Consider the following 17,918-nt stretch of genomic DNA (forward strand, 5'->3'; position numbering starts at 1 on the left):
GGCACAGACGCCGTATGCGCGTCGGTCTGCCCCTCGGTGCCGCCGCTGTCGCCGCCGCCGTCACAGCCGCGCTGATGACGGCCTCCGCCGGAGCCGCCACCGCGTTGCCGAAGCCGAGCGGCAGCCCCGTCGTCAGCCAGCCGTCCCAGGCCACCCTGGAGAAGCGGATCGCGGGCGCCGAGGCCACCGACTCGCCGGCCACGAGCGGCAGCAGCCCGTCGGCCATGTCGCCGGGGATCGTCGGTGGCAACGAGACCACCATCTCCTCGGCGCCCTGGATGGCCCAGCTCTGGTACTTCGACGACAAGGGCACCACCGACACCAGCGACGACGTCGGCTTCTTCTGCGGCGGCTCGGTCGTGGCGCCGACGAAGATCCTCACCGCGGCCCACTGCGTCAAGGGCTACAGCTGGAGCAAGTACGGCACCGTCGTCACCGGCACCGACCAGCTGCCCACCACCGACGCCGGCGGCGGCACGGACCTGCACGGCGGCCAGGCCACCGGCGTCCTGCGGCAGTGGAACCACCCGTCGTACAGCGCGACGACCATCGACAACGACATCGCCGTCCTCACCCTGGACGTCCCGGTCAGCGCCACGCCCATCCGGATGACCACCTCCGGCGACACCGCGTCCTACACCGGCGGCACCAGCGCCACGGTCTACGGCTGGGGCCGCACCAGCTCCACCAGCGACGACATCTCCCAGACGCTGAAGACCGACACGCTGACCCTGCACGCCGACAGCACCTGCAGCGGGGTCTACGGCAGTGACTTCATCGCGGGGCACATGGTCTGCGCGGGCACGCAGTCCGGCAGCGACACCGGTACCCAGGCGACCTGCAACGGCGACTCCGGCGGGCCGCTCGTGGTGGGCGGCCGCATCGTGGGTGTCGTCTCCTGGGGCGTGAAGGACTGCGTGGAGAAGGGCTACTACAGCGTCTTCTCCAAGGTCTCCACGTACGTCGGCGCGGCCTACCCGCAGATCGACGACACCAACCTCAGCAACACCGACGGCAAGGCCGACCTCTTCGTGCGCAGCTCCGCCACGAAGACCGGCTACGAGAAGGACTCCACCGGCAGCTCGTTCGGCGCCCGGATCTCCCTGGGCGACTGGAGCGGCGCCAACCTGGTCCTGCAGGCCGACCTCAACCGCGACGGCTACCAGGACTTCGTCTACCGGGTCGGTTCCACCGGTGATGTGTACTGGGACCACTTCGTCCTCAACAGTGCCCGCACCGACGGGTCCTGGGCCACGACGAAGATCTTCAGCGGCTGGGGGACGCGCCAGCGGATCGTCGTCCCGGGCGACCTCACCGGCGACTACAAGCCCGACGTGCTCTCCGTCGACTCCGGTGGCGCGATGTGGCTCTACCCGGGCAACGGCAACGGCACCTTCGGCTCCCGGGTCGAGGTCGGCACCGGCTGGGGCCAGTACAACTCGGTGCGCGGACACGGCGACCTCACCGGCGACGGCAAGGCCGACCTGCTCGCCCGCCAGTCCAGCACCGGCGACCTGTACCTGTACAAGGGCACCGGAAAGTCCGGCTCGGGCGCCTTCTCCGCCCGGATCAAGGTGCGCAGCGCCTGGACCGGCTACAACGCCTTCGACGCGGTCGGCGACGTGAGCGGCGACGGCAGGGCCGACTTCCTGGCCCGCGGCTCGGACGGCACCCTGTACCTGTACAAGGGGACCGGAAAGGCCACAAGCGAGATCTTTGCCACAAGGATCTCGGTCGGCACCGGCTTCCAGGCGTACGACATCTGGGGCTGAAGCCGCAGGTGAGCGCCGTACGCCCGGACTGAACGCATACGCACCGTGCCCATCGCCGTACGCGATGGGCACGGTGCGTTGTGCAACTCTTTCCCGAGTTTCTCCGTCTGACCCAGCGGGGCGACGATGGAGCGGTACTGACCGCGCCTGACCCTGACAGCAGGGGGTAACCGACCGACGAGACCTAGGAGCGATGTTGTCCGCCCAGAGCACGCCGGAGCCCGTCATATCCGAGCCGGGCGAGACCGGTCCACGCCCGCGAGGCAAGGGCCGACGCCGCAAGGCCCGCAGCACGCGCCGCAAGGCCCTGCTCGCCACGGCCTGGACGGCCGCCGGTGTGGTGGTGCTGGGCGGTGTGGGCGCCGGGTACCTGTACTTCAAGCTCAACGGCAACATCAAGAGCGTCGACATCGACCAGGCCCTCGGCAACGACCGCCCCTCGAAGGTCGACAACGGCTCCGAGAACATCCTGGTCCTCGGCTCGGACACCCGCTCGGGATCCAACAAGAAGCTCGGCGGCGGCACCGACGACGGCAGCGCCCGCTCCGACACGGCGATGATCGTCCACGTCTACGAGGGCCACAAGAAGGCCGCCGTGGTCTCCGTCCCGCGCGACACCCTGATCGACCGGCCCCGCTGCACCGACACCAAGGGCACCACGCACCCGGCCGCGTCCGGCTCGATGTTCAACGAGGCCTACGGCACCGGCGGCGCGGCCTGCGCGGTGAAGACCGTCGAGTCGATCACCGGCATCCGCATGGACCACTACCTGGAGGTCGACTTCGCGGGCTTCCAGAAGCTCATCGACGACCTCGGCGGCGTCCCGGTCACCACGACGAAGAGCATCGACGACCGGCAGAGCCACCTGAACCTGCCGGCCGGCACCCACACCCTGAGCGGGCAGCAGGCCCTCGGCCTGGTCCGCACCCGGCACGGCGTCGGCGACGGCTCCGACCTGGGCCGCATCCAGCTCCAGCAGGCCTTCGTCAAGGCGCTGCTCAACCAGGTCAAGCACGTCGGCGTCTTCACCAGCCCCAAGAGGCTGTACGACCTCGCCGACACCGCCACCAAGACCGTCACCACCGACTCCGACCTCGGCTCGGTCAACTCCCTGATCGACTTCGCAGACGGCCTCAAGGGCATCGGCCCGAAGCACATGACCATGATCACCATGCCGGTCCGGTACGACCCGGCGAACCCCAACCGCGTGCTCATGGCGAAGCAGCAGGCCCAGCAGGTGTGGAACGCCCTGAAGAACGACCGCCCGATCCCGAAGTCGGCCACGAAGGGCACGGCCACGGGTGAGGCCAAGGGCGTGGTGAGTGGCTGAGGGCCGGGCCGACACCCTCCTGGAACAAGACCCGGAACGAAGACCCGGAATAAAGAACAGTGGCCCCCGGTTTTGGGGGATGGCCCCAGTCCTGGCAGACTGGTACGTCGGCCCCGGTTCACGCTGCCGCAGGCCCGCTGCAGCGACCCGGCGCCCTCCCGAAACCTAGGAGACACCTTGAAGCGCGACATCCACCCCGCGTACGTCGAGACGCAGGTCAGCTGCACCTGCGGCGCGTCGTTCACCACCCGCAGCACCATCGAGTCCGGCACCATCCGGGCCGAGGTCTGCTCCGAGTGCCACCCGTTCTACACGGGCAAGCAGAAGATCCTCGACACCGGTGGCCGTGTGGCCCGCTTCGAGGCCCGCTTCGGCAAGGCTGCCGCCGGCTCCAAGAAGTAGCGAGCCCCAATTCGCCGGTCCACGGCCGTACGCCCCACCGAGGCGTGCGCCGGGACCGGCGTTTTTGGTCGCCCGCCAGCCCTCCCCCCGCAGTATCAGGAGCCCAAGATGTTCGAGGCCGTCGACGAACTCGTCGCCGAGCACGCCGATCTGGAGAAGAAGCTCGCCGACCCGTCGGTCCACGCCGACCAGGCGAACGCGCGCAAGCTCAACAAGCGCTACGCCGAGCTGACCCCGATCGTCGCCACGTACCGCTCCTGGAAGCAGACCGGCGACGACATCGAGACCGCGCGCGAGCTGGCCGCCGACGACCCCGACTTCGCGGCCGAGGTCAAGGACCTGGAGAAGCAGCGCGAGGAACTGACCGAGAAGCTGCGCTTCCTGCTGATCCCGCGCGACCCCAGCGACGACAAGGACGTCATCCTGGAGATCAAGGCGGGCGCGGGCGGCGACGAGTCGGCGCTGTTCGCCGGTGACCTGCTGCGCATGTACCTGCGCTACGCCGAGCGCGTCGGCTGGAAGACCGAGGTCATCGACGCCACCGAGTCCGAGCTGGGCGGCTACAAGGACGTCCAGGTCGCGGTGAAGGCCCGCGGACAGCTCGAACCCGGCCAGGGCGTGTGGGCGCGGCTGAAGTACGAGGGCGGTGTGCACCGCGTGCAGCGTGTGCCGGCCACCGAGTCCCAGGGCCGTATCCACACCTCCGCCGCCGGTGTCCTCGTGACCCCCGAGGCGGAGGAGGTCGACGTGGAGATCAACCCGAACGACCTGCGGATCGACGTCTACCGGTCCTCCGGCCCGGGCGGCCAGTCCGTCAACACCACCGACTCCGCGGTGCGCATCACGCACCTGCCGACCGGGGTCGTCGCCTCCTGCCAGAACGAGAAGAGCCAGCTGCAGAACAAGGAGCAGGCTCTGCGTATCCTGCGCTCCAGGCTGCTCGCCATGGCGCAGGAGGAAGCCGAGCGGGAGGCCGCCGACGCCCGCCGCAGCCAGGTCCGCACGGTCGACCGCTCCGAGAAGATCCGCACCTACAACTTCCCGGAGAACCGCATCTCGGACCACCGTGTCGGCTTCAAGGCGTACAACCTGGACCAGGTCCTGGACGGTGACCTCGACGCGGTCATCCAGGCCTGCGTCGACGCCGACTCGGCGGCGAAGCTCGCCGCCGCGTAAGACACGTACGCACGTACGAGCGCAAGTACGAGTACGACACGGAGGACTCGCGTGAACCTGCTGCTCGCGGAGGTGGCCCAGGCCACCCAGCGGCTGGCCGACGCCGGCGTGCCCTCGCCGCGCACCGACGCGGAGGAGCTCGCCGCGTTCGTGCACGGCGTGAAGCGCGGCGAACTGCACTCCGTGAAGGACGCGGACTTCGACGCCCGGTACTGGGAGGTCATCGCCCGGCGTGAACAGCGCGAGCCGCTGCAGCACATCACCGGGCGGGCCTACTTCCGCTACCTGGAGCTGCAGGTCGGGCCGGGCGTCTTCGTGCCCCGGCCGGAGACCGAGTCCGTGGTCGGCTGGGCCATAGACGCCGTACGTGCCATGGACGTCGTCGAGCCGTGCATCGTCGACCTGTGCACCGGCTCGGGCGCCATCGCGCTGGCCCTCGCCCAGGAGGTCCCGCGCTCGCGCGTGCACGCCGTGGAGCTGTCCGAGGACGCCCTGGTGTGGACGCGGAAGAACGTGGCGGGGTCCAGGGTCGACCTGCGCCAGGGCGACGCCCTGACGGCCTTCCCCGACCTCGACGGACAGGTCGACCTGGTCATCTCCAACCCGCCGTACATCCCGCTCACCGAGTGGGAGTACGTCGCCCCCGAGGCCCGTGACTACGACCCGGAGCTGGCGTTGTTCTCGGGTGAGGACGGCCTCGACCTGATCCGGGGCCTGGAGCGCACGGCGCACCGCCTCCTCCGCCCCGGCGGCGTCGTCGTGATCGAGCACGCCGACACCCAGGGCGGCCAGGTGCCGTGGATCTTCACCGAGGAGCGGGGCTGGGCCGACGCGGCCGACCACCCCGACCTCAACAACCGCCCCCGGTTCGCGACCGCCCGCAAGGCGCTGCCGTGAGGACCCCGACTTTCATCCCGCAGTACGTGTACGAGGAGGCTCGCTAGACATGGCACGGCGATACGACACCAACGACGCGACCGACCGCGCGACGGGTCTGCGTGAGGCCGCGTCCGCCGTCCGCCGGGGCGAGCTGGTGGTGCTGCCGACCGACACGGTGTACGGCATCGGTGCCGACGCGTTCTCCTCGGAGGCGGTCGCCGACCTGCTCGCCGCCAAGGGCCGGGGCCGCAACATGCCCACCCCTGTCCTCATCGGCTCCCCGAACACCCTGCACGGCCTCGTCACGGACTTCTCCGAGCTGGCCTGGGAACTGGTCGACGCGTTCTGGCCGGGCGCCCTGACGCTGGTCGCCAAGCACCAGCCGTCCCTGCAGTGGGACCTCGGCGACACCCGCGGCACCGTGGCCGTCCGCATGCCCCTGCACCCCGTCGCGATCGAGCTGCTCACCGAGGTCGGCCCGATGGCCGTGTCCTCCGCCAACCTCACCGGCCACCCGGCGCCGGAGGACTGCGACGCCGCGCAGGAGATGCTCGGCGACTCCGTCTCCGTCTACCTGGACGGCGGCCCGACCCCCGGCAACGTCCCGTCCTCCATCGTCGATGTCACCGGCCGGGTGCCGGTGCTGCTGCGCGAGGGCGCGCTGTCGCCGGACGAGCTGCGAAAGGTCGTACCCGACCTCGAGGTGGCGAATTGACGGCCCCTGACGCGGGGCGTGGCATAGGCGTCGGGGAGCGTGCCGCGGAGATCACGACGACCTTCGTCGGGCTCCCGCGCGACACCTTCCGCATCCTCCACGTCAGCACCGGCAATGTGTGCCGCTCGCCCATCACCGAGCGGCTGACCCGGCATTTCGTCGCGCAGCGGCTCGGTGTGCTCGGCGGCGGGCTGATCGTGGAGAGCGCGGGCACCTGGGGTCATGAGGGCGCGCCGATGGAGGCCAACGCCGAGGCGGTGCTGGCCGAGTTCGGCGCGGACGCCTCGGGCTTCTTCGGCCGGGAACTGCTCGACGAGCATGTGATCAGGGCCGACCTGGTGCTGACGGCCACGCGGGACCACCGGGCGCAGGTGATCTCGATGGGGCACTCGGCGGGCCTGCGTACCTTCACGCTGAAGGAGTTCACCCGCCTGGTCCGTGCGATAGACCCGGCCACGCTGCCGCCGCTGGAGGACGGTGTGGTCCTGCGCGCCCGTGCGCTGGTGCGGGCGGCTGCTGCTCTACGCGGGTGGCTGCTTGCGCCCACGGCGGAGGCGGACGAGGTGTACGACCCGTACGGCGCCCCGCTCACCTTCTTCCGGTCGATCGGCGACGAGATACACCAGGCGCTGGACCCTGTGGTCACGGCGCTGACGGGGGTTCCGGCGCGGGCGTAGGGCCACGTGGCGCGCCAAGCGGCTGCATCACCGGGCGCCCCGCACGTCCCCGGCCTACATTGGGGATACGTCACCGTCGACCGCCCGGGAGCCCGCCATGTCGGTCACCCATACCCTTGAGACCGACGTCCTGCGGCGGCAGGACCCGGCGATGGCCGAGATCCTGCTCGCGGAACTCGACCGGCAATCGACCACCCTTCAGCTGATCGCGGCCGAGAACTTCTGCTCGCCGGCCGTGCTCGCCGCCCTCGGCTCGCCCCTCGCCAACAAGTACGCCGAGGGTTACCCCGGCGCCAGGTACCACGGTGGCTGCGAGCTCGTCGACGTGGCCGAACGCGCCGCCGTCGACCGGGCCAGGGAACTCTTCGGGGCCGACCACGCCAATGTGCAGCCCCACTCGGGCTCCTCGGCCGTCCTGGCCGCCTACGCCGCCCTGCTGCGCCCCGGAGACACCGTCCTCGCCCTGGGGCTGCCGTACGGCGGCCACCTCACCCATGGCTCGCCCGCGAACTTCTCCGGGCGCTGGTTCGACTTCGTCGGGTACGGGGTGGACGCCGAGACCGGGCTCGTCGACCACGATCAGGTGCGGCACCTGGCCCGCAACCACCGGCCCAAGGCGATCGTCTGCGGGTCCATCGCATACCCCCGGCACTTCGACTACGCCTTCTTCCGTGAGGTCGCCGACGAGGTCGGGGCCTACCTGATCGCGGACGCCGCGCATCCGATCGGGCTGGTCGCCGGGGGAGCGGCGCCGAACCCGGTGCCGTACGCCGACATCGTGTGCGCGACCACCCACAAGGTGCTGCGGGGCCCGCGCGGCGGGATGATCCTGTGCGGGAGCGAGCTGGCCGAGCGCGTCGACCGGGCCGTGTTCCCGTTCACCCAGGGCGGTGCGCAGATGCACACGATCGCCGCGAAGGCCGTCGCGTTCGGCGAGGCGGCAACCCCGGCGTTCGCCGCGTACGCCCATCAGGTGGTCGCCAATGCCCGGGTGCTGGCCGGTCATCTGGCCGCCGAGGGTCTCGCCGTCACCACCGGAGGCACGGACACCCATCTGATCACCGCCGATCCGGCCCCGCTGGGCGTGGACGGCCGGACGGCTCGCGGCCGGCTCGCCGCCGCCGGGATCGTCCTGGACTGCTGCGCGCTGCCGCACGGCGACGGGCGCGGGCTGAGGCTGGGCACGGCGGCGGTGACCACGCAGGGCATGGGCGAGCCGGAGATGGTGCGGATCGCGGCGCTGACGGCGGCCGTGCTGCGCGCGGAGACCGAGCCTGCCCCGGCCCGGGACGAGGTGCGCGCCCTCACCGCCGGTTTTCCGCCGTATCCCAGCTGAACGGGGGTAGGCGGGTCCCGTACAGCCCGATCTGGGCCATGGTCCACAGCCACACGTGCAACCATCGTGGCTACCCGGAAGTCCCCATCCTTATACGACCGTCGCTAGGGTGTGGGGCTGTGATGGCCAGCGAGACCTGTGGGGAAGCCCGTGCGTGAATACCTGCTGACGCTCTGCATCACGGCCGCGGTGACGTATCTGCTGACAGGGCCGGTACGGAAATTCGCGATCGTGGCAGGGGCGATGCCGGAGATCCGGGCACGTGACGTGCACCGGGAGCCCACTCCGCGCCTCGGCGGTATCGCCATGTTCTTCGGCCTGTGCGCGGGTCTGCTGGTCGCGGACCACCTCACCAACCTCAACGAGGTGTTCGCGAAGTCCAACGAGCCGCGGGCCCTGCTCTCCGGCGCCGCCCTGATCTGGCTGATCGGCGTCCTGGACGACAAGTTCGAGATCGACGCGCTGATCAAGCTGGGCGGTCAGATGATCGCTGCGGGCGTGATGGTCGTGCAGGGCCTGACGATCCTGTGGCTGCCCATCCCCGGCGTCGGCAATGTGGCGCTGACCCAGTGGCAGGGCACGCTGCTGACCGTCGCCCTCGTGGTCATCACGATCAACGCGGTGAACTTCGTGGACGGCCTGGACGGCCTCGCGGCCGGGATGGTCTGCATCGCGGCGGCCGCGTTCTTCCTGTACGCCTACCGCGTCTGGGTGTCGTACGGCATCGAGGCCGCCGCCCCGGCGACGCTCTTCGCGGCGATCCTGATGGGCATGTGCCTGGGCTTCCTGCCGCACAACATGCATCCCGCGCGCATTTTCATGGGCGACTCCGGCTCGATGCTCATCGGTCTGGTGCTGGCCGCCGGCGCGATCTCGATCACCGGCCAGCTCGACCCGGACGCGCTGAACCTGTACGCGGGTTCGGAGAAGGCCGCGGTGCACCAGACCGTGCCGGTCTACATCCCGCTGCTGCTCCCGCTGACGATCATCGCGGTGCCGACCGCCGACCTGGTCCTGGCGATCGTCCGCCGCACCTGGCGCGGGCAGTCCCCGTTCGCCGCGGACCGCGGCCATCTGCACCACCGGCTGCTGGAGATCGGCCACTCGCACAGCCGGGCCGTGCTGATCATGTACTTCTGGTCGGCCCTGATCGCCTTCGGCGCCCTGGCGTACTCGGTGAACTCGGCGTCCATGTGGATCGTGCTCGGCGTCGTCTTCCTCAGCGCGGTGGGCCTGGTCCTGCTGCTGCTCCCGCGCTTCACGCCGCGCGTGCCCCTGTGGGCGCAGCGGTTCGTGCCGCCGCGCTACCGGCGCCGGCGCGGGGCCGTGCCGGCCGCCGTGGCTGTGGCGGCCGATGAGCCGGAGGCGGCCCAGGAGACCGAGGAGCGGACCCCGGTCACCGCCGGGATCTCGGGCGTCAACGGGGCGACGGCCATTGGCCCCCGTTCGCGTTTCCTTGATCGCCGGTAAGCCGCTCCGGGTAAGAATCTGACTAGAGCATTGCCAACTCGTGGGGGTGTAAAGCCCCCAATACCAGACAAGTGGGCGCGGTTTCTGCACAGACGCGCGCTGTCACTCTCATGTGTGACAGTAAGCACACCTGCCAGGTAAAGACCTCATCAAATAGTTTGTGATACGGTTCACGAGAACCCCGGATAGAACCGAAGGACCTGAGTGCGACGGTCCATTGGTGTGAGGTCTCGATCACTCAGCCCGGGACTACGCTCGTCCATGACGACACCCTGCCCCCTGTGAAAGCGGAGTTGCCGCCATGCCGTCCAATGACGCCCGGATCCTGACCCAGGCCGCCGTGCCCACAGCTGCCGTCGGCGCGATTGCCGCCGTCGTCAGCGGTGTGGTTGCCGGTGGCAAGGGGGCGATCGGGGCCGTCGTCGGAACGCTGGTCGTGATCCTGTTCATGGGGATCGGGCTCTACGTGCTCCAGCGCACCGCCAAATCCTTTCCGCAGCTGTTCCAGATGATGGGCCTGATGCTCTACGCGGCCCAGCTGCTGCTGCTGGTCATCTTTGTCGCCCTGTTCAAGAACACGACGCTGTTCAACCCCCGCGCCTTCGCCATCGCGCTCGTGGTCGCCACCCTGGCGTGGATCGCCGCGCAGACGCGGGCGCACATGAAGGCCAAGATCCTCTACGTCGATCCCGAAGCCTCGTCGAAGGGCGACAAGCCCGAGAAGACAGGGCACTCGTCGTGAGAGGTAGGGCCGGGATAAAGGCGCACGAGAGATCCTGCTATCGTCCGGTGCCAACTGCGGCATCGCGGGCGCGGGCATCCGAGCTGACGCCTGCTCAATCGCGAGGCGAGATGCCCCCCAGCCGCCCCCACATCCGAACCACCAGTCCCGTGCCGAACCGCGGCCTCACGCCGCGCCGACACAACGAGGTTGCCGTACCCATGCGCCACGATGAAGGAGCCCGCGGTGAGTGCTGACGCGACGCAGACGCTCGCTTTCGACTCGAGCTGCCACCTGTTCAACGGGTGTGGCTTCGACACCGTCGCTCCGGGCCTGCACTCGTTCCTGTTCAAGCCGCTTTGGGGCGACGCGGACAGCAACGTGTACTTCAACAAGACGATGCTGCTGGCGCTGCTCGGTTCCATCATCATCGTCGGCTTCTTCTGGACCGCGTTCGCCAGGCCGAAGGTCGTGCCGGGCAAGCTGCAGCTGGTGGCCGAGTCGGGCTACGACTTCATCCGCCGCGGTGTCGTCTACGAGACGATCGGCAAGAAGGAAGGCGAGAAGTACGTCCCGCTGGTCGTCTCGCTGTTCTTCTTCGTGTGGATGATGAACCTCTGGTCGGTCATCCCGCTCGCCCAGTTCCCGGTGACGTCGATCATTTCGTACCCCGCCGTCCTGGCCGGCATCGTCTACATCCTCTGGGTCTCGCTGACCTTCAAGCGGCACGGGTTCGTCGGCGCCTTCAAGAACTTCACGGGCTACGACAAGTCGCTCGGCGGAGTGCTCCCGCTGTCGATGACGATCGAGCTGTTCTCGAACCTGCTCGTGCGGCCCTTCACCCACGCCGTGCGACTCTTCGCCAACATGTTCGCCGGCCACACCCTGCTGGTGCTCTTCACCGTCGCCAGCTGGTACATGCTGAACGGCATCGGCATCGCGTACTCCGCCGTGTCGTTCACGATGGTCATCATCATGACGGCCTTCGAGCTCTTCATCCAGGCTGTCCAGGCGTACGTCTTCGTACTGCTGACCTGCAGCTTCATCCAGGGCGCGCTCGCCGAGCACCACTGAGCCACCCGACCACCCACCCAGACATCCGGTGGTCAACCCCCACCGGTCATTGAAAGAGAAGGAAGAACCGGCATGTCCGCTCTCGAAACCCTTGCCGCCGGCGTCCAGATCAAGGGCAACCTCGGCTCCATCGGTTACGGTCTCGCCGCCATCGGCCCGGGCGTCGGCGTCGGCATCATCTTCGGTAACGGCACGCAGGCCCTGGCCCGCCAGCCCGAGGCGGCCGGTCTGATCCGTGCCAACCAGATCCTGGGCTTCGCCTTCTGTGAGGCGCTCGCCCTGATCGGTCTGGTCATGCCGTTCGTCTACCCGAGCGCCTGATCCGACCGTCGCGCACCATTAGACGAAAGGCACTGATATGAGCCTCCTGGTTCAGCTGGCGGCTGAGGACCCCGAGAACCCCCTCTTCCCGCCGATCCCAGAGCTCGTCATCGGCCTGATCGCCTTCGTCATCGTCTTCGGCTTCCTCGCCAAGAAGCTCCTCCCGAACATCAACAAGGTTCTGGAAGAGCGCCGCGAGGCCATCGAGGGCGGTATCGAAAAGGCCGAGGCCGCGCAGACCGAGGCCAAGAGCGTCCTTGAGCAGTACAAGGCCCAGCTCGCCGAGGCCCGGCACGAGGCCGCGCGTCTGCGCCAGGAGGCGCAGGAGCAGGGTGCCGCGCTCATCGCCGAGATGCGGGCCGAGGGCCAGCGTCAGCGCGAGGAGATCATCGCCGCCGGTCACGCCCAGATCGAGGCCGACCGCAAGGCCGCGGCGTCCGCGCTGCGTCAGGACGTCGGCAAGCTCGCCACCGAACTGGCCGGCAAGCTCGTCGGTGAGTCCCTCGAGGACCACGCCCGGCAGAGCCGTGTGATCGACCGCTTCCTCGACGAGCTCGAGGAGAAGGCCGAGGCCACGCGATGAACGGAGCGAGCCGCGAGGCCCTGGCAGCCGCACGTGAGCGTCTCGACGCGCTGACGGACTCCACGTCCGTCGATGCCGCTTCGCTCGCCGACGAGCTGGCGGCCGTCACCGCGCTGCTCGACCGCGAGGCCGGCCTGCGCCGGGTCCTCACCGACCCGGCGCAGCCCGCAGAGGCCAAGGCGCAGCTGGTGGAGCGTCTGATCGGTGGCCAGGTCAGCGGTGCGACCGCCGACCTGGTGGCCGGTATGGCGCGCTCCCGCTGGTCGCAGCCCCGCGACCTGGTGGACGCGCTGGAGGAGCTGGCGAGCATCGCCGACCTCACCGCCGCGGAGAAGAACGGCACGCTCGACGACGTCGAGGACGAGCTGTTCCGGTTCGGCCGGATCGTCTCGTCGAACACCGAGCTGCGCGCCGCGCTGACCGACCGCGCCGCCGGCGGCCAGGCCAAGACCGAGCTGCTGCACCGGCTGCTGGGCGGACGGGCCAAGCCCGCCACCGAGCGTCTGGTCGCACGCCTCGTGACCGCGCCGCGGGGACGTAGCCTGGAAGCGGGACTGGAGTCCCTGTCCAAGCTCGCCGCCGAGCGCCGGGACCGTCTGGTGGCGATCGTCACCTCGGCGGTGCCGCTGAGCGACCCGCAGAAGCAGCGCCTGGGCGACGCCCTCGCAAAGCTCTACGGCCGCCGGATGCACCTCAACCTGGACGTGGACCCCGACGTGATCGGCGGGATCCGGGTACAGGTCGGTGACGAGGTCATCAACGGCTCCCTCGCGGACCGGCTGGACGACGCCGCCCGCCGCATGGCGAGCTAGCAACTCAAGAGTCAGTACTTACTTACGGCCCTGGTTGGGCCGTGCAGAGGATTCCTGGGGGTCGCCCCCAGACCCCCCAAGTGAAACTTCGGGCCCAACAAGGAGAGCAGGGAACCCAGATGGCGGAGCTCACGATCCGGCCGGAGGAGATCCGGGACGCGCTGGAGAACTTTGTCCAGTCGTACAAGCCGGACGCGGCCTCGCGCGAGGAGGTCGGTACGGTCACCCTTGCCGGCGACGGCATCGCGAAGATCGAGGGTCTTCCCTCGGCCATGGCCAACGAACTGCTGAAGTTCGAGGACGGCACCCTCGGCCTCGCCCTCAACCTCGAGGAGCGCGAGATCGGTGCCATCGTCCTCGGTGAGTTCAGCGGCATCGAGGAGGGTCAGCCGGTGCAGCGCACCGGTGAGGTCCTCTCCGTCGCGGTCGGCGAGGGCTACCTCGGCCGTGTCGTCGACCCGCTCGGCAACCCGATCGACGGCCTCGGCGAGATCGAGACGTCCGGCCGCCGCGCGCTTGAGCTGCAGGCCCCCACGGTCATGCAGCGCAAGTCGGTGCACGAGCCGATGGAGACCGGCTACAAGGCCGTCGACGCGATGACCCCGATCGGCCGTGGTCAGCGTCAGCTGATCATCGGTGACCGCCAGACCGGCAAGACCGCCCTGGCCGTCGACACGATCATCAACCAGCGCGACAACTGGCGCACCGGCGACCCGAAGAAGCAGGTCCGCTGCATCTACGTCGCCATCGGCCAGAAGGGCTCCACCATCGCCGGCGTGCGCCGCGCGCTGGAGGAGAACGGCGCCCTGGAGTACACGACCATCGTCGCCGCCCCGGCGTCCGACCCGGCCGGCTTCAAGTACCTGGCGCCGTACACCGGTTCGGCCATCGGTCAGCAGTGGATGTACGAGGGCAAGCACGTCCTCATCATCTTCGACGACCTGTCGAAGCAGGCCGACGCCTACCGCGCCGTGTCGCTGCTGCTGCGCCGCCCGCCGGGCCGTGAGGCCTACCCGGGTGACGTCTTCTACCTGCACTCCCGGCTGCTGGAGCGCTGCGCCAAGCTCTCCGACGACATGGGTGCCGGTTCGATGACCGGTCTGCCGATCGTCGAGACCAAGGCCAACGACGTCTCGGCGTTCATCCCGACCAACGTCATCTCCATCACCGACGGCCAGTGCTTCCTGGAGTCGGACCTGTTCAACGCCGGTCAGCGTCCCGCGCTGAACGTCGGTATCTCCGTCTCCCGAGTCGGTGGTTCCGCGCAGCACAAGGCGATGCGCCAGGTCTCCGGCCGTCTCCGTGTGGACCTCGCCCAGTTCCGTGAGCTGGAGGCGTTCGCCGCCTTCGGTTCCGACCTGGACGCGGCCTCCAAGGCGCAGCTGGAGCGCGGTTCGCGCATGGTCGAGCTGCTGAAGCAGGACCAGTACCAGCCGATGGCCACCGAGGACCAGGTCGTCTCCGTCTGGGCCGGCACCAACGGCCGTATGGACGACGTCCCGGTCGCCGACATCCGCCGCTTCGAGAAGGAACTGATCGAGTTCCTGCACCGCAAGCACCAGGGCCTGATGACCTCCATCAAGGAGGGCGCCAAGATGTCGGACGACACGATCCAGGCGATCGACGACGCGGTGGCCGAGTTCAAGAAGCAGTTCGAGACCTCGGACGGCAAGCTGCTCGGCGAGGACGTTCCTGCCGCTGCCGCCAAGTGACGTAAGGAAGGGACCTGACTCATGGGAGCTCAGCTCCGGGTCTACAAGCGTCGCATCCGATCCGTCAGCGCGACCAAGAAGATCACGAAGGCGATGGAGATGATCGCCGCCTCGCGCGTCGTCAAGGCGCAGCGCAAGGTGGCGGCCTCCACGCCGTACGCGACCGAGCTGACGCGCGCGGTCACGGCGGTCGGCACCGGCTCGAACACCAAGCACCCGCTCACCACGGAGGCGGAGAACCCGACCCGTGCCGCGGTCCTGCTCCTCACGAGCGACCGCGGTCTGGCCGGCGCCTTCAACTCCAACGCCATCAAGACGGCGGAGCAGCTGACCGAGCGCCTGGAGCGCGACGGCAAGCAGGTCGACACGTACATCGTCGGCCGGCGCGGTGTCGCCCACTACAACTTCCGTGAGCGCAAGGTCACGGAGTCGTGGACGGGCTTCACGGACGAGCCGACGTACGCGGACGCCAAGAAGGTCGCGGCGCCCCTGATCGAGGCGATCGAGAAGGACACGGCCGAGGGTGGTGTGGACGAACTCCACATCGTCTTCACCGAGTTCGTCTCGATGATGACGCAGACGGCGCTCGACGCCCGGCTGCTGCCGCTGCGCCTCGACGAGGTCGCCGAGGAGGCTCACCCCAAGGGGGAGATCCTCCCGCTGTACGACTTCGAGCCCTCGGCGGAGGACGTCCTCGACGCCCTGCTGCCGCGCTATGTGGAGAGCCGTATCTACAACGCGCTGCTCCAGTCGGCCGCTTCGAAGCACGCCGCCACGCGGCGCGCGATGAAGTCGGCCACCGACAACGCCGGTGAGCTCATCGAGAACCTCACCCGGCTTGCCAACGCGGCCCGTCAGGCCGACATCACCCAGGAAATCAGCGAGATCGTCGGTGGCGCGAGCGCCCTGGCCGACGCGACCGCGGGGAGTGACCGATAAATGACCACCACTGTTGAGACCGCGACGGCTACGGGCCGCGTCGCCCGGGTCATCGGCCCGGTCGTCGACGTGGAGTTCCCCGTCGACGCGATGCCGGACATCTACAACGCCCTTCACGTCGAGGTCTCCGACCCGGCGAACGCGGGCGAGAAGAAGACGCTGACCCTGGAGGTCGCCCAGCACCTGGGTGACGGCCTGGTCCGCACCATCTCCATGCAGCCCACCGACGGTCTGGTCCGCCAGGCCCCGGTGACCGACACGGGCGCGGCCATCTCCGTCCCCGTCGGCGACTTCACCAAGGGCAAGGTGTTCAACACCCTCGGTGAGGTGCTGAACGTCGACGAGTCCTACGACGGCGAGCGCTGGCCGATCCACCGCAAGGCCCCGAACTTCGACGAGCTCGAGTCCAAGACCGAGATGTTCGAGACGGGCGTCAAGGTCATCGACCTGCTCACCCCGTACGTCAAGGGCGGCAAGATCGGCCTGTTCGGCGGCGCCGGCGTCGGCAAGACGGTGCTCATCCAGGAGATGATCTACCGTGTCGCCAACAACCACGACGGTGTCTCCGTGTTCGCCGGTGTCGGTGAGCGCACCCGTGAGGGCAACGACCTCATCGAGGAAATGAGCGACTCGGGCGTCATCGACAAGACCGCGCTGGTCTTCGGTCAGATGGACGAGCCCCCGGGCACCCGTCTGCGCGTCGCGCTGGCCGGCCTGACCATGGCCGAGTACTTCCGTGACGTCCAGAAGCAGGACGTGCTGTTCTTCATCGACAACATCTTCCGCTTCACGCAGGCCGGCTCCGAGGTCTCCACGCTGCTCGGCCGTATGCCGTCCGCGGTGGGTTACCAGCCGAACCTGGCCGACGAGATGGGTCTCCTCCAGGAGCGCATCACCTCGACCCGCGGTCACTCGATCACCTCGATGCAGGCGATCTACGTCCCCGCCGACGACCTGACCGACCCGGCCCCGGCCACCACCTTCGCCCACCTCGACGCGACGACGGTTCTGTCCCGTCCGATCTCCGAGAAGGGCATCTACCCGGCCGTGGACCCGCTGGACTCCACGTCCCGGATCCTGGACCCGCGCTACATCTCCGCGGACCACTACAACGCCGCCATGCGCGTGAAGACGGTCCTGCAGAAGTACAAGGACCTCCAGGACATCATCGCGATCCTCGGTATCGACGAGCTCGGCGAGGAGGACAAGCTCGTCGTCCACCGTGCCCGTCGCGTGGAGCGCTTCCTGTCCCAGAACACCCACGTCGCCAAGCAGTTCACCGGCGTCGACGGGTCGGACGTGCCGCTGGACGAGTCGATCGCCGCGTTCAACGCGATCATCGACGGTGAGTACGACCACTTCCCGGAGCAGGCGTTCTTCATGTGCGGTGGCCTGGAGGACCTCAAGGCCAACGCCAAGGAGCTCGGCGTCTCCTGAGCCTCGCGCTCGTCCGAGGGGGCGGGGTGCGTCCCGCCCCCTCACTCACGCCCACTAGAATTGACCCCAACACCCGGCAGAACCGCCGGGTGGTGACCCGAGGAGCCACCCTTGGCTGCTGAGCTGCACGTCGAGCTGGTCGCCGCCGACCGCCAGGTCTGGTCCGGCGAGGCCACCCTGGTCGTCGCGCGCACCACGTCCGGCGACATCGGCGTCATGCCCGGTCACCAGCCGCTGCTCGGTGTGCTGGAGTCGGGCCCGGTGACCATCCGGACGAGTGACGGTGGAACGGTCGTCGCCGCGGTGCACGGCGGTTTCGTCTCGTTCGCGGACAACAAGCTGTCCCTGCTGGCCGAGATCGCCGAGCTGTCGGACGAGATCGATGTCCAGCGCACGGAGCGGGAGCTGGAGCGCGCGAAGGCGGAGGGCGATGCCGCCGCCGAGCGTCGCGCGGACGTCCGCCTCCGCGCGGCGGCGGCGCGCTGAGCCCAGCGCGCGGTATGACGTCACTCAGCCGCGGCCGGCCCGGAGCAATCCGGTGCCGGTCGCGGCTGAGGTAGAT

At 69.1% G+C, this 17,918-nt stretch carries 18 protein-coding genes; all 18 read left to right on the top strand.

What is annotated here, in order from left to right; all coding sequences use genetic code 11:
* Nucleotides 1–14: 14 nt before the first annotated feature.
* The 18 genes from ACIGXP_RS06530 (at nt 15) to ACIGXP_RS06615 (ending at nt 17,842) form a co-directional block, all read left to right on the top strand.
* A complete protein-coding gene (locus ACIGXP_RS06530) occupies nt 15–1,772 on the top strand; it encodes a trypsin-like serine protease (protein ID WP_399764662.1) in 1,758 nt (585 codons plus the stop codon).
* Between the two features lie 196 nt (nt 1,773–1,968).
* Nucleotides 1,969–3,102 carry an LCP family protein gene (locus ACIGXP_RS06535; RefSeq protein WP_399764888.1) on the top strand — a complete coding sequence of 378 codons (1,134 nt, stop codon included), beginning with the start codon at nt 1,969–1,971 and terminating at the stop codon, nt 3,100–3,102.
* Nucleotides 3,103–3,279: 177 nt separating this feature from the next.
* Nucleotides 3,280–3,504 carry a 50S ribosomal protein L31 gene (rpmE, locus tag ACIGXP_RS06540; protein WP_014675000.1) on the top strand — a complete coding sequence of 75 codons (225 nt, stop codon included), beginning with the start codon at nt 3,280–3,282 and terminating at the stop codon, nt 3,502–3,504.
* Between the two features lie 108 nt (nt 3,505–3,612).
* Nucleotides 3,613–4,680 (top strand): peptide chain release factor 1, encoded by a 1,068-nt coding sequence (gene prfA, locus ACIGXP_RS06545; RefSeq protein ID WP_363214555.1) that lies wholly within the window; start codon nt 3,613–3,615, stop codon nt 4,678–4,680.
* A 51-nt stretch (nt 4,681–4,731) separates the two neighbouring features.
* Nucleotides 4,732–5,577, top strand: coding sequence for a peptide chain release factor N(5)-glutamine methyltransferase (gene prmC / locus ACIGXP_RS06550; protein WP_351238021.1), 846 nt, complete (start codon nt 4,732–4,734; stop codon nt 5,575–5,577).
* Between the two features lie 49 nt (nt 5,578–5,626).
* Complete coding sequence (locus ACIGXP_RS06555; protein ID WP_363214556.1) at nt 5,627–6,274, top strand: L-threonylcarbamoyladenylate synthase; 648 nt, start codon at nt 5,627–5,629, stop codon at nt 6,272–6,274.
* The gene (locus ACIGXP_RS06560; protein WP_363214557.1) at nt 6,271–6,951 is read left to right on the top strand and encodes a protein-tyrosine-phosphatase; all 681 of its coding nucleotides are present in this window, start codon (nt 6,271–6,273) and stop codon (nt 6,949–6,951) included. Before ACIGXP_RS06555 ends, ACIGXP_RS06560 begins: the two co-directional genes overlap by 4 nt.
* A gap of 97 nt (nt 6,952–7,048) precedes the next feature.
* On the top strand, nt 7,049–8,287 hold the full coding sequence (gene glyA, locus ACIGXP_RS06565) for a serine hydroxymethyltransferase (protein ID WP_363214558.1): 1,239 nt from the start codon (nt 7,049–7,051) through the stop codon (nt 8,285–8,287).
* A 150-nt stretch (nt 8,288–8,437) separates the two neighbouring features.
* Nucleotides 8,438–9,757: an MraY family glycosyltransferase gene (locus ACIGXP_RS06570; RefSeq protein ID WP_399764669.1), complete on the top strand. Its 1,320-nt coding sequence runs from the start codon at nt 8,438–8,440 to the stop codon at nt 9,755–9,757.
* 301 nt (nt 9,758–10,058) lie between these two features.
* Complete coding sequence (locus ACIGXP_RS06575) at nt 10,059–10,499, top strand: hypothetical protein (RefSeq protein WP_399764670.1); 441 nt, start codon at nt 10,059–10,061, stop codon at nt 10,497–10,499.
* A 210-nt stretch (nt 10,500–10,709) separates the two neighbouring features.
* Complete coding sequence (gene atpB, locus ACIGXP_RS06580) at nt 10,710–11,552, top strand: F0F1 ATP synthase subunit A (RefSeq protein WP_399764673.1); 843 nt, start codon at nt 10,710–10,712, stop codon at nt 11,550–11,552.
* 72 nt (nt 11,553–11,624) lie between these two features.
* Nucleotides 11,625–11,873, top strand: coding sequence for a F0F1 ATP synthase subunit C (locus ACIGXP_RS06585; RefSeq protein ID WP_399764675.1), 249 nt, complete (start codon nt 11,625–11,627; stop codon nt 11,871–11,873).
* A 37-nt stretch (nt 11,874–11,910) separates the two neighbouring features.
* A complete protein-coding gene (locus tag ACIGXP_RS06590) occupies nt 11,911–12,456 on the top strand; it encodes a F0F1 ATP synthase subunit B (RefSeq protein ID WP_399764678.1) in 546 nt (181 codons plus the stop codon).
* Nucleotides 12,453–13,268, top strand: a complete 816-nt coding sequence (locus tag ACIGXP_RS06595; RefSeq protein ID WP_363214563.1) for a F0F1 ATP synthase subunit delta — start codon at nt 12,453–12,455, stop codon at nt 13,266–13,268. Before ACIGXP_RS06590 ends, ACIGXP_RS06595 begins: the two co-directional genes overlap by 4 nt.
* A 119-nt stretch (nt 13,269–13,387) precedes the next feature.
* On the top strand, nt 13,388–14,980 hold the full coding sequence (atpA, locus tag ACIGXP_RS06600) for a F0F1 ATP synthase subunit alpha (protein ID WP_363214564.1): 1,593 nt from the start codon (nt 13,388–13,390) through the stop codon (nt 14,978–14,980).
* A 21-nt stretch (nt 14,981–15,001) separates the two neighbouring features.
* Nucleotides 15,002–15,919, top strand: a complete 918-nt coding sequence (locus ACIGXP_RS06605) for a F0F1 ATP synthase subunit gamma (protein WP_363214565.1) — start codon at nt 15,002–15,004, stop codon at nt 15,917–15,919.
* Nucleotides 15,920–17,356, top strand: a complete 1,437-nt coding sequence (gene atpD / locus ACIGXP_RS06610) for a F0F1 ATP synthase subunit beta (protein WP_228623588.1) — start codon at nt 15,920–15,922, stop codon at nt 17,354–17,356.
* Nucleotides 17,357–17,467: 111 nt separating this feature from the next.
* The gene (locus tag ACIGXP_RS06615) at nt 17,468–17,842 is read left to right on the top strand and encodes a F0F1 ATP synthase subunit epsilon (protein ID WP_046421578.1); all 375 of its coding nucleotides are present in this window, start codon (nt 17,468–17,470) and stop codon (nt 17,840–17,842) included.
* Nucleotides 17,843–17,918 lie beyond the last annotated feature (76 nt).

Origin of the sequence: Streptomyces sp. NPDC053069, assembly GCF_044546895.1 — a bacterium.
In the GTDB taxonomy this organism is placed as follows: domain Bacteria; phylum Actinomycetota; class Actinomycetes; order Streptomycetales; family Streptomycetaceae; genus Streptomyces.